The sequence below is a fragment of the Amycolatopsis sp. cg9 genome (genome assembly GCF_041346945.1).
GTDB lineage: Bacteria > Actinomycetota > Actinomycetes > Mycobacteriales > Pseudonocardiaceae > Amycolatopsis.
Window position 1 is genome coordinate 1384145 of record NZ_CP166850.1, and the last position, 22648, is coordinate 1406792.

The 22648-nt window shown below is 71.9% G+C and carries 20 protein-coding genes; 9 read left to right on the forward strand and 11 right to left on the reverse strand.

What is annotated here, in order from left to right; translation table 11 throughout:
• Position 1 precedes the first annotated feature (1 nt).
• Complete coding sequence (gene metG / locus AB5J73_RS06190; protein WP_370968742.1) at positions 2-1798, reverse strand: methionine--tRNA ligase; 1797 nt, start codon at positions 1796-1798, stop codon at positions 2-4.
• 315 nt (positions 1799-2113) lie between these two features.
• Between metG and AB5J73_RS06195 the strand changes: the two genes are divergently transcribed.
• Both AB5J73_RS06195 and AB5J73_RS06200 read left to right on the forward strand, forming a co-directional pair.
• Positions 2114-2728, forward strand: coding sequence for a glycoside hydrolase family 25 protein (locus tag AB5J73_RS06195; RefSeq protein ID WP_370968743.1), 615 nt, complete (start codon positions 2114-2116; stop codon positions 2726-2728).
• Between the two features lie 19 nt (positions 2729-2747).
• Entirely contained in the window at positions 2748-4010 is a 1263-nt protein-coding gene (locus tag AB5J73_RS06200) for an aminodeoxychorismate synthase component I (RefSeq protein WP_370968744.1), read from the forward strand.
• Here AB5J73_RS06200 and AB5J73_RS06205 read toward each other — a convergent pair.
• A complete protein-coding gene (locus tag AB5J73_RS06205; RefSeq protein ID WP_370968745.1) occupies positions 3987-4943 on the reverse strand; it encodes a zinc-binding alcohol dehydrogenase family protein in 957 nt (318 codons plus the stop codon). The two genes, AB5J73_RS06200 and AB5J73_RS06205, sit on opposite strands and share 24 nt — an antisense overlap.
• A gap of 42 nt (positions 4944-4985) precedes the next feature.
• Between AB5J73_RS06205 and AB5J73_RS06210 the strand changes: the two genes are divergently transcribed.
• Positions 4986-5519, forward strand: coding sequence for a QsdR family transcriptional regulator (locus AB5J73_RS06210; protein ID WP_370968746.1), 534 nt, complete (start codon positions 4986-4988; stop codon positions 5517-5519).
• On the opposite strand, the gene AB5J73_RS06215 is transcribed toward AB5J73_RS06210, so the two are convergent.
• Together AB5J73_RS06215 and rsmI are read right to left on the reverse strand one after the other, a co-directional pair.
• Positions 5508-6053, reverse strand: coding sequence for a hypothetical protein (locus AB5J73_RS06215; RefSeq protein WP_370968747.1), 546 nt, complete (start codon positions 6051-6053; stop codon positions 5508-5510). The two genes, AB5J73_RS06210 and AB5J73_RS06215, sit on opposite strands and share 12 nt — an antisense overlap.
• A gap of 5 nt (positions 6054-6058) precedes the next feature.
• Complete coding sequence (gene rsmI, locus AB5J73_RS06220; RefSeq protein ID WP_370972961.1) at positions 6059-6895, reverse strand: 16S rRNA (cytidine(1402)-2'-O)-methyltransferase; 837 nt, start codon at positions 6893-6895, stop codon at positions 6059-6061.
• 80 nt (positions 6896-6975) lie between these two features.
• Between rsmI and AB5J73_RS06225 the strand changes: the two genes are divergently transcribed.
• A complete protein-coding gene (locus tag AB5J73_RS06225; RefSeq protein WP_370968748.1) occupies positions 6976-8544 on the forward strand; it encodes a dolichyl-phosphate-mannose--protein mannosyltransferase in 1569 nt (522 codons plus the stop codon).
• A gap of 112 nt (positions 8545-8656) precedes the next feature.
• Here the strand turns inward: AB5J73_RS06225 and AB5J73_RS06230 are convergent, their stop codons facing one another.
• Complete coding sequence (locus AB5J73_RS06230; RefSeq protein WP_370972963.1) at positions 8657-9370, reverse strand: helix-turn-helix domain-containing protein; 714 nt, start codon at positions 9368-9370, stop codon at positions 8657-8659.
• 82 nt (positions 9371-9452) lie between these two features.
• Between AB5J73_RS06230 and AB5J73_RS06235 the strand changes: the two genes are divergently transcribed.
• Positions 9453-10022: a class I SAM-dependent methyltransferase gene (locus AB5J73_RS06235; RefSeq protein ID WP_370968749.1), complete on the forward strand. Its 570-nt coding sequence runs from the start codon at positions 9453-9455 to the stop codon at positions 10020-10022.
• Here the strand turns inward: AB5J73_RS06235 and AB5J73_RS06240 are convergent.
• Positions 10019-11770 carry a serine/threonine-protein kinase gene (locus AB5J73_RS06240; protein WP_370968750.1) on the reverse strand — a complete coding sequence of 584 codons (1752 nt, stop codon included), beginning with the start codon at positions 11768-11770 and terminating at the stop codon, positions 10019-10021. The genes AB5J73_RS06235 and AB5J73_RS06240 overlap by 4 nt on opposite strands.
• A gap of 184 nt (positions 11771-11954) precedes the next feature.
• Here AB5J73_RS06240 and AB5J73_RS06245 point away from each other — a divergent pair, with 184 nt between their 5' ends.
• Positions 11955-13826, forward strand: coding sequence for a propionyl-CoA synthetase (locus AB5J73_RS06245; protein WP_370968751.1), 1872 nt, complete (start codon positions 11955-11957; stop codon positions 13824-13826).
• A 65-nt stretch (positions 13827-13891) separates the two neighbouring features.
• Entirely contained in the window at positions 13892-15460 is a 1569-nt protein-coding gene (locus tag AB5J73_RS06250; RefSeq protein ID WP_370968752.1) for a beta-N-acetylhexosaminidase, read from the forward strand.
• Here the strand turns inward: AB5J73_RS06250 and AB5J73_RS06255 are convergent, their stop codons facing one another.
• Positions 15461-16057, reverse strand: coding sequence for a TetR/AcrR family transcriptional regulator (locus tag AB5J73_RS06255; protein ID WP_370968753.1), 597 nt, complete (start codon positions 16055-16057; stop codon positions 15461-15463). It lies immediately after the preceding gene.
• Positions 16047-16730 (reverse strand): MOSC domain-containing protein, encoded by a 684-nt coding sequence (locus AB5J73_RS06260; protein ID WP_370968754.1) that lies wholly within the window; start codon positions 16728-16730, stop codon positions 16047-16049. The genes AB5J73_RS06255 and AB5J73_RS06260 overlap by 11 nt, the downstream gene beginning before the upstream one ends.
• A 55-nt stretch (positions 16731-16785) precedes the next feature.
• On the opposite strand from AB5J73_RS06260, the gene AB5J73_RS06265 reads away from it, so the two are divergent.
• Entirely contained in the window at positions 16786-18144 is a 1359-nt protein-coding gene (locus AB5J73_RS06265) for a M20 family metallopeptidase (RefSeq protein WP_370968755.1), read from the forward strand.
• Here the strand turns inward: AB5J73_RS06265 and AB5J73_RS06270 are convergent.
• Positions 18113-18481, reverse strand: a complete 369-nt coding sequence (locus tag AB5J73_RS06270) for a DUF779 domain-containing protein (RefSeq protein WP_370968756.1) — start codon at positions 18479-18481, stop codon at positions 18113-18115. The two genes, AB5J73_RS06265 and AB5J73_RS06270, sit on opposite strands and share 32 nt — an antisense overlap.
• The gene (locus AB5J73_RS06275; RefSeq protein WP_370968757.1) at positions 18481-20004 is read right to left on the reverse strand and encodes an aldehyde dehydrogenase family protein; all 1524 of its coding nucleotides are present in this window, start codon (positions 20002-20004) and stop codon (positions 18481-18483) included. Before AB5J73_RS06275 ends, AB5J73_RS06270 begins: the two co-directional genes overlap by 1 nt.
• A gap of 110 nt (positions 20005-20114) precedes the next feature.
• On the opposite strand from AB5J73_RS06275, the gene AB5J73_RS06280 reads away from it, so the two are divergent.
• Positions 20115-21593 carry a GAF domain-containing protein gene (locus AB5J73_RS06280; protein WP_370968758.1) on the forward strand — a complete coding sequence of 493 codons (1479 nt, stop codon included), beginning with the start codon at positions 20115-20117 and terminating at the stop codon, positions 21591-21593.
• 4 nt (positions 21594-21597) lie between these two features.
• Here the strand turns inward: AB5J73_RS06280 and AB5J73_RS06285 are convergent, their stop codons facing one another.
• Positions 21598-22575 (reverse strand): NAD(P)H-dependent oxidoreductase, encoded by a 978-nt coding sequence (locus tag AB5J73_RS06285; RefSeq protein WP_370968759.1) that lies wholly within the window; start codon positions 22573-22575, stop codon positions 21598-21600.
• Positions 22576-22648: the final 73 nt, after the last annotated feature.

Consider the following 22648-nt stretch of genomic DNA (forward strand, 5'->3'; position numbering starts at 1 on the left):
CTTACTCCTTGATGATCGGCGCCCACTCCGGGCCGGTTTCACCCAGCGCCGGGTCGAGCTTCGTGAACAGCGGCGACGGCTTCTGCAGGGGCTTGCCGACCTCGATCGGCTTCGACTCCCACTTCGCCTGCTCGCCCGCGTAGTCGCCGGTGAGGATCGGGTTGACCCGGCCGGCGATGTCGAGGTCGTCGACGTCCTTGAGCTCCGGCTGGGCGGCCCAGACACCGGTGCCGCCGAGGGCCTCGTGCACCTTCTGCGCCGAGTGCGGCAGGAACGGCGTCAGCAGCGTGTTGGCGTCCGAGACGACCTGCAGCGCGGTGTGCAGCACCGTGTCGCGCCGCGTGGGGTCGTCCTTGAGCTTCCACGGCTCCTGGTCGGAGATGTACTTGTTCGCCGCGGTGACGACCTTCATCGCCTCGCTCGCCGCCAGCTTGAACCGGGACCGGGCCAGGTGCGCGCCCGCGGTGTCGAAGGCCTTGCGGGAAAGCGCCTTCAGCTCCTCGTCGGCCGCCGTCGGGGCCTCCGGGCGCGGGATGGCGCCGACGTTCTTGTGCGCCATCGAGATGGACCGGTTGACCAGGTTGCCCCACTCGTTGGCCAGCTCGAAGTTGGTCCGGCGGACGAACTCGTCCCAGGTGAAGTCGGTGTCCTGGGTCTCCGGGCCGGCGACCGAGATGAAGTACCGCAGCGTGTCCGGGCCGAAGTCGCGCAGGAAGTCCTCGACGTAGATCACGCGCCCGCGCGAGGTCGAGAACTTCGAGCCGCTCATGGTGAGGAACTCGCTGGAGACGATCTCGTCCGGCAGGTGCAGCTTGCCGTACTTGCCGGGCTCGCCGCCCTTGTCGCCCTCGCCGTTGTGCCCGAACAGCAGCGCCGGCCAGATCTGGGCGTGGAAGGTGATGTTGTCCTTGCCCATGAAGTAGTACGACCGGGCGTCGGCGTTGTTCCACCACTCCTGCCACGCGTCCGGGTTGCCGGAGCGCCGGGCCCACTCGACGCTGGCCGAGAAGTACCCGATCACCGCGTCGAACCAGACGTAGAACCGCTTCAGCGGCTGGTCGCGCCAGCCGTCGAGGGGGATCTTGACGCCCCAGTCGAGGTCGCGGGTGATCGGCCGGGGCCGCATGTCGTCGATCAGGTTCTTGGTGAAGTTGAGGACGTTCGGGCGCCAGTCGGTCTTGGTGCCCAGCCAGTCGCCGAGGGTCTTGGTGAACGCCGGCAGGTCGAGGAAGTAGTGCTCGGTCTCGACGAACTTCGGCGTCTCGCCGTTGATCCGCGACTTCGGGTTGATCAGCTCCGCGGCGTCGAGCTGGTTGCCGCAGTTGTCGCACTGGTCGCCGCGCGCGCCGTCGTACCCGCAGATCGGGCAGGTGCCCTCGACGTAGCGGTCGGGCAGCGTGCGGCCGGTGGACGGGCTGATCGCCCCGCGCGTGGTCTTCGGCACGACGTAGCCGTTGCGGTGCAGCGCCAGGAAGATCTGCTGCGTCACCTCGGCGTGGTTGCCGGTCGTGGTCCGGGTGAACAGGTCGTAGGAGAGGCCGAGGCCCTGCAGGTCGGCGCCGATCTGGCGGGTGTACTTGTCCGCCGTCTGCTGCGGGGTCGAGTCTTCCTTGTCCGCCTGGACGGTGATCGGGGTGCCGTGTTCGTCGGTGCCGGAGACCATGAGCACCCGGTTGCCGGCCATTCGCTGGTAGCGGGAGAAGACGTCGGACGGGACGCCGAATCCGGACACGTGGCCGATGTGGCGGGGGCCGTTGGCGTAGGGCCAGGCCACCGCGGTCAACACAGGGGTGCTCATACCTTATTAGCCTACGGACGGCGTCACACGCTTTGTCGAGAGGGAGGCCCGGTGCGGCGGTAGCCGCCGAGGTGGCCGGGTGCATCCGGACCGAACACCAGGCCCAGCAGCCACATCGGCTACCGCCTGACGTCATGAAAGGGTCGTTCACGACTTCCCGGCCGGCCGGGCAAGTGCCTCGACGCGATTGACGGCCGTGGCCGTGCTGCGGCCCCCCAGGAGCGGGAAAGCGCCTGATCAACCCGGTGCTGCTGACTGCGGGTCCGCCCCCGGCGACGTATGGTGTGCTCTCCACCGACGTGGCGGGGGCGGACTGTGACGGAGCCGGAGAGCGAACGCGGGATCTCGCTGTCCCACCGTGAGCGGGTGTCCGACTGGTACGCCGTCCGGGCGGCGGACACGAAGTTCGTGTCGGTGACGATCACCGAGAACGTCAACTGGAGCAACGGCGCCGCGGAGCGGAACCTGGCCGGTGCGCAGGAGGCCGGGCTGCACGTCGGCGGGCGGCACTACGCGCGGCCCGGCGCGGTGCACGACCAGGCCGACCACTTCGTGCGCACGGCCAGCAGGCTCGGCGCGTTCGCCACCGGGTCGCTGGCGCCGGCGCTGGAGGTGGCCGCGCCGAGCGTCGACGACCGGTTCATCAAGGCGTGGATCAAGCACGTCCGGCACGCGGCGCGCATCGAGCGGGTGCTGGTCTACGCCGACCACGACTGCTGGGCGAACCGGCTGCACCCGGACCGCTGGGCCGACAGCGAGGTCATCCTCTGGCTGACCCGGCACAACGGCATCCCCGGCCGGCCGGGCTGGTTCCACTCGCGGCTCGGCCTGCACCAGCACGCGTGCACCGCGGACGTCCCCGGCATCGCCGGGCCGGTGGAGCAGAACGCCGTCGTGTACCCGTTCACATTGGGCGACTTGCTGCTCTGACCTGTGGTGGTATGGCGCCATGCGCGTGACGAGCACCCCACTCCGGACGGACGTCACGCCCGCGCGCGCGTTTGCGGTCCTCGCCGACCACGCCGCTTCCCGCGGGCTGCCGCCGCCCGCGATGCTGTCCGGCGAGTGGTTCGGCGCCCAGGCGGTGCTCGCGCCTTCGCTCACCGTGTCCCCCCGCGCCTTCCCGTCCGCGCCGGAGGCCGACGCCCCGCCGGGCGTCATCGGCGGCGGCTGGTTCGGCTACCTGGGGTACGACCTCGCGGACCCCTCGGGCCGCACCGGGTTCCTGCCGCCGTCGGCCTGGGGCTGGGCGGACCACGTGCTCCGGTGGTCCGCCGACGGCACCTGCCACCTGGAGTCACTGGACGGCGGCGGCCCGCCGGTGTCCACTGTGGAGTCGCTGCTGGCTTCCGCCCCGCCCGCTCCGACCTGGTCGGCGGGGCCGCTGCGGCGTCCGCTGCCCTCGGAGCACCGGGACGCGGTGAAGGCGTGCGTGCACGCGATCGAGGCCGGGGAACTGTTCCAGGCGAACATCTGCTCGCGGTTCACGGGCACGTTCTCGGGGTCGCCCGCGGCGCTGTTCGCGGCCGGGGTGTCGTCGCTGGCGCCGCGCCGCGCGGCCTTCCTGTCCGGCTCGTGGGGGTCGGTGGTCTCGTTTTCGCCGGAGCTGTTCCTCGCGCGCCACGGGCGGGCGGTCCGGTCGACGCCGATCAAGGGGACGCTCCCCCGGCGCGGGCCGGCCGACGACGGGAACGCCGAACTGCTGCGCCGGTCCGCCAAGGACGTCGCGGAGAACGTGATGATCACCGACCTGGTGCGCAACGACCTCGGCCGGGTGTGCGAGGTCGGCTCGGTGACCGTGCCGTCCCTGCTGCGGGTCCGCCCGGCGCCGGGGGTCTGGCACCTGGATTCGACGGTGACGGGCACGCTGCGCCCGGCGGTGTCCGATGCGGACCTGCTGGCCGCGACGTTCCCGCCGGGGTCGGTGACGGGCGCGCCGAAGATCCGCGCGCTGGACCTGATCGCCGCGCTGGAACCCAGCGGCCGCGGGGTCTACACGGGCGCGATCGGGTTGCTTTCGCCCGCGGCCGGGTTGGAGCTGAACGTGGCGATCCGGACGTTCGAGATCGCGTCCGGCTCGATCGCCCTCGGCGTCGGCGGCGGCATCACGGCGGACTCGGACGCGGAGGCGGAGTGGCAGGAGTGCCTCCACAAGGCGGCACCCCTGGAGGCCCTCCTGGCGAACCCGCTACTTGCCGGGGTCGAGCAGTAGCTTGCCGACGGTCTTGCGGGAGCGCAGGGCCTCGTGCGCGGCCCGGGCGTCCGCCAGCGCGTACTCGCCGCCCGCGATGGCCTTGAGCTTGCCCGCCAGCGCGAGGTCGAAGAGGTCGGTCAGCGCGGTCCCGAAGACGTTGCCGGGCAGGCGGAAGACGTGCGGCAGCCACATGCCGCTGATGGTCGTGCTGTGGCCGAGGAGGCTGCGCAGTTCGACCGGCTTCGGGCTTTCGCGCCCGGCCATGCCGTAGAACGCCAGCCTGCCGAACGGCGCCAGCGCGGCGATGCTCCCGTCGGTGGTGGTCCCGCCGACCATGTCGAGCACGACGTCGACGCGGCGGCCGCCGTTCGCCTCGATGAGGGCGGCGGTCATGTCCTCGGCGCGCGAGTCGATGGCGACGTCGGCGCCCAGCTCCAGCGCGAGCGCGCGCTTCTCGTCGCTGCTGGCGGTGGCGATCACGCGGCCCGCGCCCCAGGCCTTGGCGAGCTGCACGGCGATGGTCCCGACCCCGCCGGCGGCGGCGTGCACGACGACCGACTCGCCCGGCTCGAGGTGGGCGTTCTTCTTGAGCAGGACCCACGCCGTCGTGCCCTGGACCAGCATGGACAGCGCGGCGAGGTCGTCGACGCCGTCGGGCACCGGGAAGGTCGTGGCCTCGGGCGCGACGGCCTTTTCGGCGTACCCGCCCCCGCCGTTCAGCAGGGCGACGACCCGGCGGCCACCGCTGGTTCCGACCACCTCGCCACCGGGGACGAGCGGCAGCTTCGACGGCGCCAGGTAGCTGTTCTCGGCCTGGTGGGTGTCGGCGTAGTTGACCCCGACGCGCTCGACGTCGATGAGCACCTCGCCGGGCCCGGCGACCGGGTCGGGCAGCTCGACCGGTGTGAGCACCTCGGGTCCGCCGAACTCGGTCACCTGCACTGCGCGCATGTCGTGTTCCCTCTCCGTCGTGGCTGTGAGACATTCTGGCATATGTCTCAGGAGTTCGAGCGGGCCCGCGAGTGGTTCCTGTCCGGCCGCCGGGTCGACATGGGCGAGCTGGCGGAGGACCGGTCCATCAGCCGCGCCACCCTGCACCGCCGGGTGGGCTCGCGCGACCGGCTGCTCGGCGAGATCCTGTGGTCCCTGTCCTCGGCTTCGATCGCGAAGCTGTGGCCGTCGTGCGTGGGCCGGGGCGCGGCCGGCGTGGCCGACTTCGTGAGCGGGTACGTCCGGTTCGCGAACGACTCCCCGCCGTTCCGCGACTTCCTGCGCCGCGAGCCGGAGCGCGCGTTGCGGTTGCTGACGACCCGCGCGAGCGTGTGCCAGCAGCGGACGACGTCGAAGCTGGTGGAGCTGCTGTCGGGAGAGGTCTCGGCGGGCCGGCTGGTGCCGCCGCTGCCGGTGCCGGACCTGGCTTACCTGCTGGTGCGGATCGGCGAGTCGTTCGTGTACACGGACGTGATCACCGGCGACGCCCCGGACGCGGAGAAGGCGCACGCCGCGGTGACGGCGCTACTCACCTGAGGCGGCGCGAAGCTCGGCGATCGAAGCCTCGATGAGCTCCTGGTACCGGACGAAGCCGTCGAGCTCCAGCAGCGCACCGAGGAAGTGGGCAGCGCGTGCCCGGAGGACCGGCTCCGCGCCGCCGCACGCGGCGATCAGGTCGATGCAGGCCGTCCGGCAGTCGTCGACCCCGGTGGATTCCGCGATCTCGACGTACGCGGCGAAGCCGTGGCAGACCTCCTGCAGGACAGCCTGACCGATGGCGGCAGGCGCCTCACCCCGCAAGCACCCGGCCGCGAGCTCGGCGAGCGCGCCCAGCACCAGGTCGAGGGAGAAAGGGCCGCAGCCCCACAGGGCGTGCACCAGGACCGAAGCCGCCGCGATGGACACTTCGTCGAGTTCCGGGAGCACCTGCTCCAGCCTGCGGAGCGCGAATTCGGCGTCGGCCCGGCTCGCCGCCGAACGCAGATCGCGGACGACCTCGGGCAGCAGGGGCGAGTTGCCGTAAGCCGACGACAGCGCTGCCCAGTCGTGCCGCCGGATCTCGAGTTCCACCGGCGCTAGGCCTTCCGGGCCGACAGCACGGCGTCGTAAAGCTCCTTTTTGGACACCCCGGCCGCCTCCGCGACCTCCGCCGCCGCGGTCTTCAAGCGCTCGCCCGCCGAGACGCGGGACTGGACCTCGGTCACCAGGTCCGCCACCGAAACGTCCCGTGGCTCCGCACCCGAGAGGACCACCGTGATCTCCCCGCGCACGCCGTCGGCCGCCCAGGAAGCCAGCTCCGGGAGCGTCCCCCGCTTCACCTCTTCGTACGTCTTCGTCAGCTCCCGGCACACCGCGGCCCGCCGCGAGTCACCCAGCACCGAAGCCGCGTCCGCGAGCAGCGACGCCAGCCGGTGCGGGGACTCGAAGAACACCGCCGTCCGCGGCTCGTCGCGCAACGACGTCAGCCAGCGCGTGCGCTCGCCCGGCTTCCGCGGCGCGAACCCCTCGAAGCAGAACCGGTCGCACGGCAACCCGGACAAAGCGAGCGCCGTGGTCACCGCGGACGGACCGGGCAGGCACGTCACCGGCAGGTCCTCGGCGACGCACGCCGCGACCAGCCGGAAGCCCGGATCGGACACACTGGGCATCCCGGCGTCGGTCACCAGCACGACCGTCTCGCCCGCGCGTAACGATTCGAGCAGCTTCGGCAGGCGCGCCGTCTCGACGTCTTCGTAGAAGCTCACCACGCGGCCGCGCGGGGACACCTCCAGCGCGGCCGCCAGCGACTTCAGCCGCCGGGTGTCCTCCGCCGCGATGACGTCGGCTTCCGCCAGTGCTTCCGCCAGGCGGGGCGAGGCGTCGCGGACGTCGCCGAGCGGAGTCGCGGCGAGCACGAGACGACCGGGGAGCAGCGAGGGACTCACCCGGCCAGCCTAGGCTGATCAGCGGATCCGGACGACGGACGCCCTGTCCCGCCCGTAGGATCGCCCCCGTGACCGCCGTGCTGACCCGTCCCGACGACGAAAGCGTCCGGCCGGACCCGGTCGAGGCGCTCCGGCCGCCGACCGACCGCGAAGTGACCCTGCTCGGCCGCGGCATGCCGACCGACCGGCTCCGCGGCTGGGTCGTCACCATCGTGCTGACCGTGATCGGCGGCATCGTCCGGCTGCAGAACCTCGGCGTGCCGACCGACAAGGGCAGCCCGGTCTTCGACGAGAAGCACTACGTGCCGCAGGCCTGGCAGGTGCTGCGCAATGGCGGGTACGAGGACAACTACGGCTACGAGCTGGTCGTCCACCCGCCGCTGGCGAAGCAGCTGATCGCGATCGGCGAGTGGCTGTTCGGCTACAACGGCTGGGGCTGGCGGATCATGCCCGCGCTGGCCGGCACGCTGATCGTGCTGCTGACCGTCCGCATCGCCCGTCGGCTCACCCGCTCCACGCTGCTCGGCGCCATCGCCGGCATCCTCGTGATCAGCGACGGCGTGCTGCACCTGCAGTCGCGCATGGGCATGCTCGACATCTTCATCGCGCTGTTCGTGCTCGCCGCGTTCGCCTGCGTGCTCGCCGACCGCGACCAGGTCCGCGAGCGGCTCGCGACCGCGGTCCGCGAAGGCTGGGTCAACGAGTCGGTGTGGGGCCCGAAGCTCGGGTTCCGCTGGTGGCGGTTCGCGACCGGCCTGATGATCGGGCTGACCTTCGGCGTCAAGTGGTCGGCGCTGTACTACATCGTCGCGTTCGGACTGCTCACCGTCTTCTTCGACGTCGCGGCGCGGCGCGCGGCCGGCGTCGAGCGGCCCTGGCTGGGCACGATCCGCCGGGACGTGCTGCCCGCGCTGTGGGCGATCCTGGTCGTCCCGTTCCTCATGTACTTCGCCGCGTACTGGGCGTGGTTCGCCAGCGAAACCGCCACCGACCGGCACTACACGGAGATCAAGGACATCGCGCCGGGCTTCTTCGCGTGGGTCCCGCCGGCGCTGCGCTCGCTCGCCGACTACACCGGGAACGTCCTGCACTTCCACGAAACGCTGGTCACGCCCAAGGACAACCCGCACCCGTGGGAGTCGAAGCCGTGGACGTGGCCGATGGGCCTGCGCCCGATGCTCTACAGCTACAACGGCGAGGCCACCGGCTGCGGCGAGTCCCGCTGCATCAGCGCGACGATGCTGATCGGCACGCCGGCGATGTGGTGGGCGGCGATCCCGATGCTCGGCTGGGCGGCCTGGCGCTCGATCTTCCGCGCGGACTGGCGCTACGCGGCCGTGCTGGTCGGCTACCTCGGCGGGTACGTCTTCTGGTTCACCAACATCGACCGCCAGATGTACTTCTTCTACGCGACGCCGCTGGCCGCGTTCCTGGTGCTGGGGCTGACGTTGTGCCTCGGCCAGATCCTCGGCAGCGCGCGGCGCGGGTTCGAGAGACGCGGGACCGGTCTGCTCGTCGTGTCGCTGTACGTCGGGCTGGTGGTGGCGAACTTCGCCTGGCTGTGGCCGATCCTGAACGGCATCGCGATCACGAACGGCCAGTGGGAAGCCGAGCGCTGGCTGCCCTCCTGGCGGTAGTCACCCCCAAAGCACCCCAATGTGGCGTTGGTTGCGTCCAACGCACCGAACGCCACATTGGGTGCGCTGGACGCACCGAACGCCACATTGGGGCGCTTGGGGCCGTCGGGGGTCACCCCGCGAAGTAGGCCCCCGGTGTGACCCCGACGGCCCGCCGGAAGGCCGCGACGAACGCGCTCGCCGAGCTGTAGCCAACGCGGTACGCCACCGTCTCCAGCGGCGTGCCCTGGGCCAGCAGCGGCAGTGACGCCCGCAGCCGCACCTGGGTGCGCCACGTGCCGAACGGCATCCGGCACTCGCCCGCGAACACCCGCGCCAGCGTCCGTTCCGAGGCGCCGACCGCCCGGCCGAACTCGGCGAGCGTGCGGGGGTCGGCCGGGTTCGCCAGCAGCACGCGCTCGACGTCGCGGGCGCGCGGGTCGGTGAGCGCGGGCACCGCGATCGGCACCACGTCGAGCGGTTCCAGCAGGTCGAACGCCACCGCTTCGGCCCGCACCCGCGCGGCCGGCGCGACGCCGTCGCCGGTCAGGTACTCCAGGAGCTCGCGCAGCAGCGGCCGGACGACGACCATCCGCGGCGACCGCCACGACACCGGCGACAGCGCCGGGTCGGCGTAGATGCCGCGCAGCGCCGCCCGGCCGAGCGCGCCGGTGCGGTGCCGGACGCCGGCGGGCACCCACAGCGCCCGGGTCGGCGGCAGCACCCAGCCCGCGTCCCCCGACTTGACCGCGACGACCCCGCGCGCGGACCAGACCAGCTGGTGCGCCGGGTGTTCGTGCCAGGGGAACCAGGTGCCGGCGGGCAGGTCGAACTCGCCGAGCAGCATGGCGCTGGATTGGCCGATGAGCGACATCGGTTGGCAGCGTATCGGCTACCGGCCACGACGGCGGCTCCCTACCGTCGGGGGCATGCCGATGAACCTGATCCACCGCAAGCTCTGCAGCTCCGCGAAGTGGGCGGACACCGTCGAGGAACGCCTGACGCCGTGGCTGGCTCGGTACGATCTGGGCGACGACGTCCTCGAGATCGGCCCCGGCTTCGGCGCCACCACGAAGGTGCTGCTCGACGCCGTGCCGAAGCTGACCGTCCTGGAAATCGACCCCGCCTCGACCGAACTGCTGCGCGCGAAGTTCGGCGACCGCGCCGGCGTCGTCGAGGGCAGCGGCGCGGAGATGCCGTTCGACACCGGCCGTTTCTCCGCGGTCGTCTGCTTCACGATGCTCCACCACGTCCCGACCACGCGGCTCCAGGACGCGATCTTCGCCGAGGCGGCGCGGGTGCTGCGCCCGGGCGGACGCTACTGCGGCAGCGACAGCCAGCTCAGCTTCCGCTTCCGCCTGCTGCACATCGGCGACACGATGAACGTCCTCGACGCGGCGGCGCTGCCGGGCCGGCTGGCGCGGGCGGGCTTCGAGCAGGTCGAGGTGCAGGCCCGCCCGAAGGAGATCGTGACCTTCTCGGCGATCAAGCCCGGCTAGCGGTGGTGCGGCTGCCGCGGCACCACCCGGGTCACCGGGCCGTCCGCGGACTTGCCCGCCCGCGACAGCCAGCCCTCGACCTCGCGGCGCACCGAGTTCAACGTCGGACGGCGGCGCGGCTCGGGGTCCAGCGACGCCGCCAGCAGACGGGCGTGCGCGCTCCGCTGAGGCAGCCGCGAAACCGGCTCCGCGCGGGCCGCCGCCATCAGGGCCGCCATCGGGGTCTCGCGCGTGCCGCGCGGGGGCTGGCCGGACAGCGCGTAGCTGATCGTCGCCGCCAGCTGCCACGCGTCGGACGCCGGGGAGGCCGCCGCGCCCATGGCCTGCTCCGGGGCGACGAAGTCGGGCGTGCCGATCATCATGCCGGTGGCCGTCATCTTCGAATCGCCCTGGCTGCGGGCGATGCCGAAGTCGATCAGGTGGGCCAGGCCGCTCGGGTCCAGTACGACGTTCGACGGCTTGATGTCGCGGTGCAGGACGCCCTTCTCGTGCGCCGCCGCCAGCGCGCCCGCCATCGTCGCCCACAGGCGGCCGGCCGCGACGTCGTCCAGCGGACCCTGGCCGTCGACCAGCTCGGCCAGCGGGCGGCCTTCGAGGTACTCCATGACCAGCGCGAGGCCGTCCGGCTCCTCGGCGAGGTCGTACACCTTGACGCAGTTCGGGTGGCTGACCACGGCCAGCGCGCGGGCCTCGCGCTGCATGCGCTCGGCCGTGTCGCGGTCCGGCGCGTGCGCGATCTTCAGCGCGACCGTGCGGTTCAGCTGGGTGTCGACGGCCTGCCAGACCGTGCCGAAGCCGCCCGCGCCGAGCTGCTTGACGCGCCGGTAGCGGCTGCCGCCGGCGTTGCGCGAGCCGGGCGGCGGCGGGATCGGCCCGGGGGCCGCGGCGAGCGCACCGGCCATCGGCGGGGGTTCGGGGGCCGACGCCAGCGCCGTCTTCGGGTACGGCTTGTTGACCGGCGGGGGCGGCGGCGGAGGCGGGGTCGGGCGGGGCTGCACCTGGGACGCGGCAGGCGGCGGCGGCCGGTACGGCTCCGGTTCGCGGCGCGGCGGCGCGTCCGAGCGGTTGATCACCGACCACGGCGGTGGCCCGACCATCGCGACCGGGATCAGCCCCAGCACGCTGAACGGCAGGAACCCGAGCCAGAAGTGCAGCGCGGTGTTCGCCTCCATGCCGACGCTGAACGCGAGCATCGCGGCGAACGGGATCCAGATGAACCGGGACGGCCACTTCGGGCCGCGGCGGAAGGCCGTGCGGCCCTGCAGGATGACGAACAGCAGCGAGCCGGCCGGCAGCAGGATGAACGCGGCCACGTAGACGAAGGTCGGCAGCGCCGCGTTGTTCTTGTAGAACAGCACCTCGTAGACGTTCGGGCCGCCGCCCAGGTACTCCTTCTGCGTGTCCACCCAGCAGGAGCCGCTCGCCAGCGTCGCGGCCTCCGCGCGGGGCAGTCCGGACTTCGTGCCCGCCCGCTCGGCCCGGAAGACGCCGGACACGCCGTTGGACAGCAGCCACGGCAGGATCAGCGCGCTGACCAGGCCGATCGCCCCGAACACCGACAGCGTCGTGGCGTCGTAGCGGTTGCCGGTGCCCTTGCGGATGATCGCCACCGCCAGCGCGCCGATCGGCGGGAGCAGCGCGACGAGCGCGCCGGCCGCACTCGTGGCCCAGACCCAGTCGCCGGGGCAGAAGCCCGGGCCGAACAAGGAATGGGCTAGCGAGAGCAACGCGCTCGCGAGTCCGTTCACCGCCGGGCTCCCCTCACTGTCCGTGTTCACTTCGTACCGCGACGCGGCGTTTTCCCGCAGTCCAGCTTAGGACGCAGCCGGCCGCCGTTGGGTTGCCGGGTCTTCAGGGTGCACGGAATCCGGCGAGCCCGCCGCTCCCGCGCCATGATGGGGTCCGGCGGACGTTCGACGCGAAGGAGCGGCAATGGGCGCGTACTCCGAGGCCTACCGGCTCAGCTTGCGGGACCCGGAGGCGTTCTGGCTGGCCGCGGCCGGGTCGATCAGCTGGACGAAGCCCCCTGAGCGGGCGCTGGACAGCTCGAACCCACCCTTCTTCCGGTGGTTCCCGGGCGCCGAGCTGAACACCTCCTACAACGCGCTGGACCGGCACGTCGAGGCCGGGCGCGGGGGTCAGGCCGCACTGATCTGGGACTCTCCCGTGACCGGACGGCAACGCACCTACACCTACGAAGAACTGCGGGACACAGTCGCGCGCTTCGCCGGCGCGCTGCGCTCGCTGGGGGTCACGAAGGGTGACCGGGTGATCGTCTACCTGCCGATGGTGCCGGAGGCGGCGATCGCGATGCTGGCCTGCGCGCGGATCGGCGCGGTGCACTCGGTGGTCTTCGGCGGGTTCGCGCCCAAGGAGCTGGCGGCGCGGATCGAGGACGCCAAGCCCAAGGTGATCCTGGCGGCGTCCTGCGGCATCGAGCCGACGCGGGTGGTCGAGTACCAGCCGATCATCCAGGCCGCGCTCGGGATGACCGAGCACCAGCCGGACCACGTCGTCGTGCTGCAGCGCGAGCAGGCTCCGGCCACGCTGACCGGGCGCGAGCGGGACTGGCGCGAGCTGGCGGCGAGCGCCGACCCGGCCGACCCGGTGCCGGTCGCGGCCACCGACCCGCTGTACATCCTCTACACGTCCGGGACGACCGGGAAGCCGAAGGGCGTCGTGCGCGACACCGGCGGCCACGCGGTCGCGCTCGCGTACTCGATGGACGCGGTCTACGACGTCCACGCCGGCGACGTCTGGTGGACGGCCTCCGACGTCGGCTGGGTCGTCGGGCACTCCTACATCGTCTACGCGCCGCTGCTGGTCGGCGCCACGACGGTGGTGTACGAAGGCAAGCCGGTCGGCACCCCGGACGCGGGCGCGTTCTGGCGGGTCATCGCCGAGCACGGCGTCCAGGCGCTGTTCACCGCGCCGACCGCGCTGCGGGCCGTCAAGAAGGTCGACCCGGACGCCCGCGAGCTGGCGAAGTACGACCTGAAGGCGTTCAAGACGCTGTTCATGGCCGGCGAGCGGCTCGACCCGGAGACCCTCCACTGGGCGCACGACAAGCTCGGCGTGCCGGTGATCGACCACTGGTGGCAGACCGAGACCGGCTGGCCGATCGCCGCGAACCCGCGCGGCCTGGAGCCGATGGCGGTCAAGGCCGGGTCCGCGACCAAGCCGGTGCCCGGCTGGGACGTCCGGATCCTCGACCAGGCGGGCGAGGAGCTGCCGGCCGGCCGCGAAGGCGCCATCACGGTGCGGCTGCCGCTGCCGCCGGGATCGCTGCCGACGCTGTGGGGCGATGACGAGCGCTACCGCGAGGCCTACCTGTCCCGCTACGACGGCCACTACCTGACCGGCGACTCCGGCTACGTCGACGAAGACGGCTACCTGTTCGTCATGGGCCGCACCGACGACGTCATCAACGTCGCCGGGCACCGGCTGTCCACCGGGTCGATGGAGGCGGTGCTGGCTTCGCACCCGGCGGTGGCCGAGTGCGCCGTGATCGGCGTCGCCGACCAGCTCAAGGGCCAGCTGCCCCGCGGGTTCGTGGTGCTGAAGGCGGGGGCGGACATCGCGCCGGAGCAGCTGCGGGACGAGCTGGTGGCGATGGTGCGCCGGGACATCGGGCCGGTCGCCGCGTTCCGCGATGTGTCCATTGTGGACGCGCTGCCGAAGACGCGGTCGGGCAAGATCCTGCGCAAGACCATGCGCGCGATCGCCGACGGCCGCGACGAGGCCGTGCCCTCCACCATCGAAGACCCGGGCGTGCTGGAGGCCATCCGGCAGGCCCTTCGTTAAGAGTTGTTCCAAATGCTCCGGCTGGTCTGTACCTTTGGGTGGAGTCCCCGACCGGAGGTGCCCTGATGCGCTTGTCCAGAGCCGTCTTGACCGCGGCGATCGTGAGTCTCACGGCGGCGGCCGGCCTGCCCGCCTCAGCGGCGGCCGCCCCGGCCGCCCCGGAACGCAGCGTGACCGACGTCGTCCCGGCGCCCGTCTCGGCGAAGGCCGACCCGCGCGGCGATTTCCGGCTCACGCCGTTCACCGTGATCGCGGCCGACCGCGGCGCCGGCCAGGTCGCGGACTACCTGCGCGGCCTGCTCCGCCCCGCCACCGGCTACCCGCTGCCGGTCGTGCCGCACGCCGCCGGCCTGCCCGCGATCTCGTTGAAGCTGGGCCGCGACTCCCGGATCGGCACCGAGGGTTACGAGCTGAAGGTCGCGCGCGACGGCGTCACCCTGAAGGCGAACACCGCCGACGGGCTCTTCGAGGGCGTCCAGTCGCTGCGGCAGCTGCTGCCGTCGGCGATCGACGCGAAGCGCGTGCAGCACCGGACGTGGCCGGTCGCCGGCGGCACGATCCTCGACTACCCGCGCTTCGCCGAACGCGGGGCGATGCTCGACGTCGCCCGGCACTTCTTCAAGCCGGACCAGGTGAAGCGGTACATCGACCAGATCGCCCAGTACAAGGTCAACACCCTGCACCTGCACCTCGCGGACGACCAGGGCTGGCGCATCGAGATCAAGAGCTGGCCGAAGCTGGCGACGGTCGGCGGCAAGACGGCCGTCGACGGCGACCCGGGCGGCTACTACACGCAGGCGCAGTACCAGGACATCGTCGCGTACGCGGCTTCGCGGCACATCACGGTGATCCCGGAGATCGACATGCCGGGCCACACGAACGCGGCCCAGTCGACGTACGCGGAGCTGAACTGCGACGGCAAGGCCGTGCCGGTGCGCACGGACACCGAGGTCGGCTACAGCTCGCTGTGCATCTCCTCGCCGATCACGTACAAGTTCGTCGAGGACGTCGTGCGCGAGCTGGCGGCGATCACGCCGGGCCGGTACCTGCACATCGGCGGCGACGAAGCACACTCGACGCCGCCCGCGGACTACCTCGCGTTCGAGAAGAAGGTGCAGCCGATCGTCGCGAAGTACGGCAAGAAGGTCACCGGCTGGCACGAGATCGCGAAGTCGGACCCGCCCGCCTCGGCGGTCCCGCAGTACTGGGACTTCGGCGGCGACAACGCTTCGGTCGCGGCCGCGGCGGCCCGGGGCAGCAAGATCCTGATGTCGCCGGCGAACTACGCGTACCTGGACATGAAGTACGACGCGTCGACGCCGCTGGGCCAGGACTGGGCCGCGCTGATCGAGGTGCGCGACGGCTACGACTGGGACCCGGCGTCGCTGGTGACCGGCGTGGGCGAGAGCCAGGTCGCGGGCGTCGAGGCACCGCTGTGGACCGAGACGATCCGCACGAGCGCCGACATCGAGTACATGGCGTTCCCGCGGCTGCCGGGCATCGCGGAGATCGGCTGGTCCCCGAAGTCGACGCACGACTGGGACGCCTACCGGGCGCGCCTGGCGAAGCAGTCCCCGCGCTGGGTGGCCCAGGGCATCGACTTCTACCGGAGCCCGCAGGTCGACTGGAAGTAGCTACGCACCGGCCAGGCGGGCGCGAATCGCTCGCCTGGCCAGCGCGTACGCCTTCGTCCCGCCGTTGAGGACCGCGTCGGCGTTGGCCGCGCGGCCCAGTGCGTGCAGCTCGAACGCCAGGACTTCCGGGTCCGCGGCCAAGTGGCCGAGTGCGACCGCTTCGACGGCCGTCTCGCGGATGAACGCGGCGAACGAGCCGCTTGCCGAAGCCACGGCGTCGTGGACCCGGCCGGGACGCGCGTCGAACTCCGCGCCGACGTTGAAGAAGAAACACCCGCCGGGAAAGACGCGCTTTTCCGAGTACTCGAGCCACTTCTCGCAGATCGCCCGCAGCCGTGGCAGGCCCGGCGCGACCTCGCGGGACGGCGTCACGACGTGCGCCTCGAAGATGGCGAAAGCCGCTTCGATCGTCGCGAGCTGCAGCTCCTCCTTCGAGCCGAACAACGCGAACACGCCGCTCTTGCTCAGCTCGAGTTCGGTGGCGAGCCGGCCGAGGGAGAGCCCCTCCAGGCCGTCGACCGACGCGACGTCCACCGCCCGGCGCAGCACCAGTCGCCGGGTCGCGTCGCCGCGCGCGATCCGGCCGTCAACCGGCACGCCGCGCCCGCCAGCGGTCCACAGTGGACTGGACGCCGCCGCGGTAGGACGCCGAGAGCGCCGGCGTCGCCAGCACCCGGTCGGCGAGCGCCAGCGCCGCTTCGACCTGGTCGGCGGGCAGCTGCCCGTAGTTGGCGAACGCGATCAGGTGCACCTCGGTGACGGTCGGCCCGGCCGAGCGCTCGGCCAGCTCGATCGCGCCGGACGTCGGCACCGTGCCGGGCCGCAGCACGCGCAGGTACCAGCCACTGCGCCCGGAGTCGATCATGAGCGGGGTGACGTCCTTGCGGCCGGTCTTCATGGCCAGCTTGAAGCACGGCTGCCGCGGCTGCGACACCTGCACGAGCGCGTCGCCCCAGGCCCACACGTCCCCGATGCGGACGTCGTCCTCGGTGACGCCGGACAGCGAGACGTTCTCCCCGAAGTCGGCCACCGAAGCCTCGAAGCCATCCTCGCGCCAAGCCGGGTAGTGCTCGGCCGGGTAGACGTAGACCGCTTTGTCGACCCCGCCGTGCACGGTCAGGTCGGCCTGCCGGTCGCCGTCGAGGTTCAGCTCGGTCAGCCGCAACTCCGGCGCCTCGACCCGCGCCTTCGTGATCGCGCTCAGCACCGGGCGCTCGCGCCGGTAGCCCAGGACGCTCGGTTCCCCCACGTACACGCCGTCGACGTTCATGCCCCCGAAGATAGCACGACCGTTCGTACAATTTACCGCCTTTAGAGTGGCGGGCATGGATCTGCTCGACAAGGCCCGCGCCCACGTCGACTCCGGCGCCCTCTTCACCGAACTGGCCCGCCTGGTCGCCTACCCCACGGTCAGCGACGCCCCGGAAGGCCGCGCCGCGATCCAGGCCTACCTCGACGAGGTCCTGACCCCGGCGCTGACCGGTCTCGGCTGCGAGGTCACGCAGCACGCCAACCCCGACCCGGCGGGCGGCCCGTTCCTGGTCGGTGTCCGCACCGAAGGAGAAGAACTGCCGACGCTGCTCTGCTACGGCCACACCGACGTCGTCGGGGAGGCCGGGCAGTGGCGCGAAGGGCTCGACCCGTGGACGCTCACCGCGGACGGCGACCGCTGGTACGGCCGCGGCACCGCGGACAACAAGGGCCAGCACCTGATCAACCTGACGGCGTTGCGGCTGGTGCTGGCCGAACGCGGGAAGCTCGGCTTCAACCTGAAGTTCCTCTTCGAGACCGGCGAAGAGATCGGCTCGCCCGGCCTCACGGAATTCGCGGCCCGGCAACGAGAACTCCTGGAAGCCGACGTCCTGATCGCCTCCGACGGCCCGCGCCTCGACGCGGCGACCCCGACGTTGTTCCTCGGCGCCCGCGGCGGCATCCGGCTCACCCTGGACGCCGACCTGCGCCCGGACGCCTGCCACTCCGGCAACTGGGGCGGGATCCTGCGCAACCCGGCGACGACGCTCGCCGCCGCGATCGCGAGCCTGGTCGACGGCCACGGCCGCATCCAGGTGCCCGAACTGCTGCCGCCGGAACTGCCGGACAGCGTGCGCGCCGCGCTGGCCGACGTGGTCGTCGACGCATCGGCCGAGGACTGGGGCGACCAGCGACTCACGCCCGCCGAACGGCTCTACGGCTGGAACACCCTGGAGGTGCTCGCGCTCGGCGCGGGTGACCCCGGCCGCCCGGTCAACGCGATCCCCGGCCGGGCGCGAGCGGTCCTGCAGCTGCGGTACGTCGCCGGCACCGACGTCGACGGCGTCGCGCCCGCCATCCGGAAACACCTTGCCGAGCAAGGGTTCCCGATGATCGACGTCAACGCCGACGCCACCTTCCTGGCCAGCCGCACGCCGGTCGACGACCCGTGGGTGAGCTGGGCGAAGTCCACTTTGGACGCGGTCGCGGAGGAACCCGTCGCCCTGCTGCCCAACTTCGGCGGCGGCCTGCCCAACCACGTCTTCACCGACGTCCTCGGGCTGGCGACGCTGTGGCTGCCGCACTCCTACCCGGGCTGCCTGCAGCACGCGCCGGACGAGCACCTGCTCGCCCCGGTCGCCCGGGAGGGGCTGGTGCTCGCCGCGGCGTTGTTCGACGCTTTCAGGTCAGCGCCGCCGACTCCTCATCGGTGAGCAGCCGGGAGCGGATCAGGAAGCGCACACCTTCGGGCGCCTCCAGCGAAAACCCGCTACCGCGCCCCGGCACGACGTCGATCGTCAGGTGCGTGTGCTTCCAGTACTCGAACTGCGGCCCGGACATCCAGACCGGCACGTCCTCGATGCCCTCGACTTCGAGCGCCCCGAGGCTGACGTCGGACTGCCCGGTCTTGAACTCCCCGGCCGGGTAGCACATCGGGGCGCTGCCGTCGCAGCACCCGCCGGACTGGTGGAACATCACCGGCCCGTGGCGTGACACCAACTGCCGCAGGAGGTCCGCGGCAGCCGGTGTCAGGTCTACGCGCTCGGTCATCAGAAGAACCCGAGCGCCTGGTCGGAGTAGGAGACGAGCATGTTCTTCGTCTGCTGGTAGTGGTCCAGCATCATCTTGTGGTTCTCGCGGCCGATGCCGGACGCCTTGTAGCCGCCGAAGGCCGCGTGCGCCGGGTAGGCGTGGTAGTTGTTCACCCAGACGCGGCCGGCCTGGATGTCGCGACCGGCGCGGTAGGCGGTGTTGCCGTCGCGCGACCAGACACCGGCGCCGAGGCCGTAGAGCGTGTCGTTGGCGATCTTGATCGCGTCGGCGTAGTCGTCGAACTTCGCCACGGACACGACCGGCCCGAAGATCTCCTCCTGGAAGATCCGCATCTTGTTGTCGCCGGCGAACACGGTCGGCTCGACGTAGAAGCCGCCGGAGAGCTCGCCGCCGAGGTCGCTGCGGACGCCGCCGGTGAGGATCTCGGCGCCTTCCTGCTTGCCGATGTCGATGTAGGACAGGATCTTCTCGAGCTGGTCGTTGGACGCCTGCGCGCCGATCATCGTCTCGGTGTCGAGCGGGTGGCCCTGCTTGATCTTGCGGACCCGCTCGACGCCGTCGCCGAGGAACCGGTCGTAGATGCCCGACTGGATCAGCGCCCGTGACGGGCAGGTGCAGACCTCGCCCTGGTTGAGGGCGAAGAGCGCGAAGCCCTCCTGCGCCTTGTCGTAGAAGGCGTCGTTCGCCGCGGCGACGTCGTCGAAGAAGATGTTCGGGCTCTTGCCGCCCAGCTCGACGGTCACCGGGATGATGTTCTCGCTGGCGTACTGCAGGATCAGCCGCCCCGTCGTGGTTTCGCCGGTGAAGGCGACCTTGCGGACGCGGTTGCTGGAGGCCAGCGGCTTGCCCGCCTCGACGCCGAAGCCGTTGACGATGTTGACCACGCCCGGCGGGATCAGGTCGCCGATGATCGAGAACAGCAGGTGGATCGACGCCGGGGTCTGCTCGGCCGGCTTGAGCACGATCGCGTTGCCCGCGGCCAGCGCCGGGGCGAGCTTCCAGACCGCCATCAGGATCGGGAAGTTCCACGGGATGATCTGCGCGACCACGCCGAGCGGCTCGTGGAAGTGGTAGGCGACGGTGTTCTCGTCGACCTGCGAGATGCCACCCTCCTGGGCGCGCAGGGCGCCGGCGAAGTAGCGGAAGTGGTCGATGGCCAGCGGGATGTCGGCGGCGAGGGTCTCGCGGACCGCCTTGCCGTTCTCCCACGCCTCGGCGACGGCGATCGCCTCGAGGTGCTGCTCCATCCGGTCGGCGATCTTCAGGAGGACGTTGGCGCGTTCCTCGGGCGAGGTCCGGCCCCACGCCGGGGCGGCGCCGTGGGCGGCGTCGAGCGCCTTCTCGACGTCCTCGGCGTTACCCCGGGCGATCTCGCAGAAGGTCTTGCCGGTGACGGGGGTCGGGTTCTCGAAGTACTGGCCGCCGGCCGGGGGCACGTACTCGCCGCCGATGTAGTGGTCGTAGCGCGATTCGTAGCTGACGACGCTGCCTTCGGTGTTCGGTGCGGCGTACTGGACCATCTTCCCTGCCTCGTTGCTCGGAGTGACGGTTGACCTGGTGGCCGAAGGTAGGTGCGGCAACGTTGCACGAGCGTTGCACCGCTGTGAGCTGGGTCTCTACGCTGGAGGACGTGGCAGAGGCGCCCGAACCGGAGCTGCTGCGCGACCCCGAGTCCTACGCGCGGCTACTGGAGCACGTCCGCGAAGCGGTGCTCCAGGGCGTTCCCGGGCCCCGGCCGCCGCGGTCGGTCGTCTCCGACTCCTGGAGCCGCTCGCTCGCCGCCCGGGTCGACCCGGACCAGGGCGAAGCGCCGTTCGTCTACGACACCGGCGACCTCGCCGCCCTCCGCGAGGCTCACCCGCTGGCGCCCGTGCTGCCGGTGCTGCGGCAGATGCTGGTGAGCATCGCCGACGACGCCGAGCACGTGATGATCGTGACCGACGCGGACGGCCTGATCCTGTGGCGCGAGGGCGCGGCGGGCCAGCTGCTGCGCGGCGACCGCGTCGGCCTCACCGAAGGCACCCGGTGGAGCGAAGCCGCGATCGGCACGAACGCCATGGGCACCGCGCTGGCGACCGGCGACCCGGTGCAGATCTACTCGGCCGAGCACCTGGTCCGCCGCTACCACGCGTGGACGTGCGCGGCGGCGCCCGTGCGCGACCCCGAGACCGGCGTGCTGCTCGGCTCGATCGACGTCAGCGGGCCGTTGCGCACGGTGCACCCGGCGATGCTTTCGCTGGTCACGGCCACGGCGCAGCTCGCGGAAGGCCAGCTGCGGGCCCAGCTCGCGGTCCGCGACGAGCAGCTGCGGCGGGCCAACATGCCGCACCTGGAAGCCCTGCGCGGCCGCCCCGGCGCGCTGCTTTCGGCCGGCGGCCGCGTGCTCGCCGCGCAGGCGTGCCTGCTGCCGTCCACAGTGGACGTCCGGCGCGGCGGCGGCACGGTGAACCTGCCCGACGGCCGCATCGCCACGGTGGAGCCACTGGCCGAGGGCTACCTGCTGCGGCTGTCGTCGTCCGCCGGCAGCGGCGGGCCCCGGTCCCGGCTGTCGCTGGAGTACCTTTCGGACGGCGCGTTCTCCACCACTTTGGACGGTCGCGAAGTGCCGCTCACGTTGCGGCACGCGGAAATCCTGACCCTGCTGAGCCTGCACCCGAACGGCCTCTCGGCGGAACGGCTCGCGCTGCAGCTCTACGGCGAGTCGGGCAACCCGGTGACGGTCCGCGCGGAAATCCACCGGCTGCGCTCCCAGCTGGGCGCGGCGGTGGTGCGGACGCGGCCCTACCGGCTGGCGGCGGACGTCGACGCGGACTTCACCCGCGCCCGCACGGCGTTGCGCGCCGGCTCGCCCGCCGAGGTCCTGCGCGCCTTCCGCGGCCCGCTGCTGCCGGACTCGGAAGCGCCGGCGATCCGCGAGGAGCGGGAATCCTTGACGGCGCAGGTGCGCCAGGTCGCGCTGAACAGCGGCGACCCGGGCGTGCTGTGGTCGTTCTGGGAAACCGCGTGCGGGGTGGACGACTTCGCGGTGCTCGACGCGCTGCTGAAGACGCTCCCCGCGGCCGATCCGCGGCGGGCCGCCGTGACGGCCCACCGCGCCCGGCTCGCCTGAGCCGTCAGGGTTCCAGGTCGGTCCGGCCCTGCCCGGTCGCCATGTCGAACGGCACGGAGGCCTGGTCGTGGACGATCACCCAGCCGTCCTCGGTGTCCCGGAAGACGAACGTGGCCCGGACCCACATGCCTTCGGCGACGACCCCGTTCTTCAAGGTCCCGCTGACCCGGCCGAAGCCGTGCCCGACGGCGAGGTCGCCGCTCACCGTGACGGTCAGGTCGCGCAGCTCGTAGTCCACCTTTTCGAAGAACGTGAACACCTTCGCCCAGTTCTCCAGCTTCGCGTCCACGCCGGAGTGCCGCAGCGGCGGTTCGACGTCGAAGGACACGACGTCCGGGGCGTAGCTCCGCCGCAGCGCCTCGAGGTCCTTGTTCCGGAGCCCGTCGACGATCGCGTCGAGCCGGCCCCGGATCGCGGCTTCGGCGTCCCCGCGCCGCAACGGCGCGAGCGCGGTGCTCCAGGCGACGACGTGGTCGAGCACCGCGTCGAGCGCGGGGAGCTGGTGGTCGCCCGGCGCGAAGGTGGCGCGGTTCTCGAACTCGGTCGCCAGGGGCAGCGTGACCTGCGGAGCGACGTCCGCGAGCTGCAGGGCCCCGCAGACCAGCCGCAGCTGCTCGACCGAGCGGGCCCCGCCGACACCGCCGTACGAGACGAACCCGGCGGCTTTGGTGTTCCACTCGAGGTGCACGACGTCCATGGCGTTCTTGAGCACGCCGGGCACGGAGTGGTTGTACTCCGGCGTGACGAACACGAATCCGTCGCAGGTGGCGACGGCCGCGGCCCAAGCCCGCGTGCGTTCGTCCTGGTACTGCCCCGAGAAGCCGGGTGGCTCCTCGAGGTGGGGCAGCGGGTGGTCGCGCAGGTCGATCAGCGTGAACCGGGCGTCGGCGCGCCGGCTCGCCCGCTCGTGGACCCACCGGGCCACCTGGTCCCCCACGCGGCCGGGACGGGTGCTGCCCAGCACGATTCCGATCTCGATCATCGTTCTCCCCTGTTCGGTTCGGCTTCGAGGAGTACGACGAAGCGGCCCGGCGGGATGTCAGGCCTGACGTTCG

Bases quoted from the DNA above. Each gene is read 5' to 3' on its own strand.
- AB5J73_RS06200 (WP_370968744.1), top strand. From the start codon at position 2,748: ATGCGCGTGACGAGCACCCCACTCCGGACGGACGTCACGCCCGCGCGC.
- AB5J73_RS06270 (WP_370968756.1), bottom strand. From the start codon at position 18,481: ATGACCGAGCGCGTAGACCTGACACCGGCTGCCGCGGACCTCCTGCGG.
- AB5J73_RS06210 (WP_370968746.1), top strand. From the start codon at position 4,986: ATGTCTCAGGAGTTCGAGCGGGCCCGCGAGTGGTTCCTGTCCGGCCGC.
- AB5J73_RS06245 (WP_370968751.1), top strand. From the start codon at position 11,955: ATGGGCGCGTACTCCGAGGCCTACCGGCTCAGCTTGCGGGACCCGGAG.
- AB5J73_RS06265 (WP_370968755.1), top strand. From the start codon at position 16,786: ATGGATCTGCTCGACAAGGCCCGCGCCCACGTCGACTCCGGCGCCCTC.
- AB5J73_RS06235 (WP_370968749.1), top strand. From the start codon at position 9,453: ATGCCGATGAACCTGATCCACCGCAAGCTCTGCAGCTCCGCGAAGTGG.
- AB5J73_RS06250 (WP_370968752.1), top strand. From the start codon at position 13,892: ATGCGCTTGTCCAGAGCCGTCTTGACCGCGGCGATCGTGAGTCTCACG.
- AB5J73_RS06205 (WP_370968745.1), bottom strand. From the start codon at position 4,943: ATGCGCGCAGTGCAGGTGACCGAGTTCGGCGGACCCGAGGTGCTCACA.
- AB5J73_RS06275 (WP_370968757.1), bottom strand. From the start codon at position 20,004: ATGGTCCAGTACGCCGCACCGAACACCGAAGGCAGCGTCGTCAGCTAC.
- AB5J73_RS06285 (WP_370968759.1), bottom strand. From the start codon at position 22,575: ATGATCGAGATCGGAATCGTGCTGGGCAGCACCCGTCCCGGCCGCGTG.
- AB5J73_RS06260 (WP_370968754.1), bottom strand. From the start codon at position 16,730: ATGAACGTCGACGGCGTGTACGTGGGGGAACCGAGCGTCCTGGGCTAC.
- AB5J73_RS06230 (WP_370972963.1), bottom strand. From the start codon at position 9,370: ATGCTGCTCGGCGAGTTCGACCTGCCCGCCGGCACCTGGTTCCCCTGG.
- metG (WP_370968742.1), bottom strand. From the start codon at position 1,798: ATGAGCACCCCTGTGTTGACCGCGGTGGCCTGGCCCTACGCCAACGGC.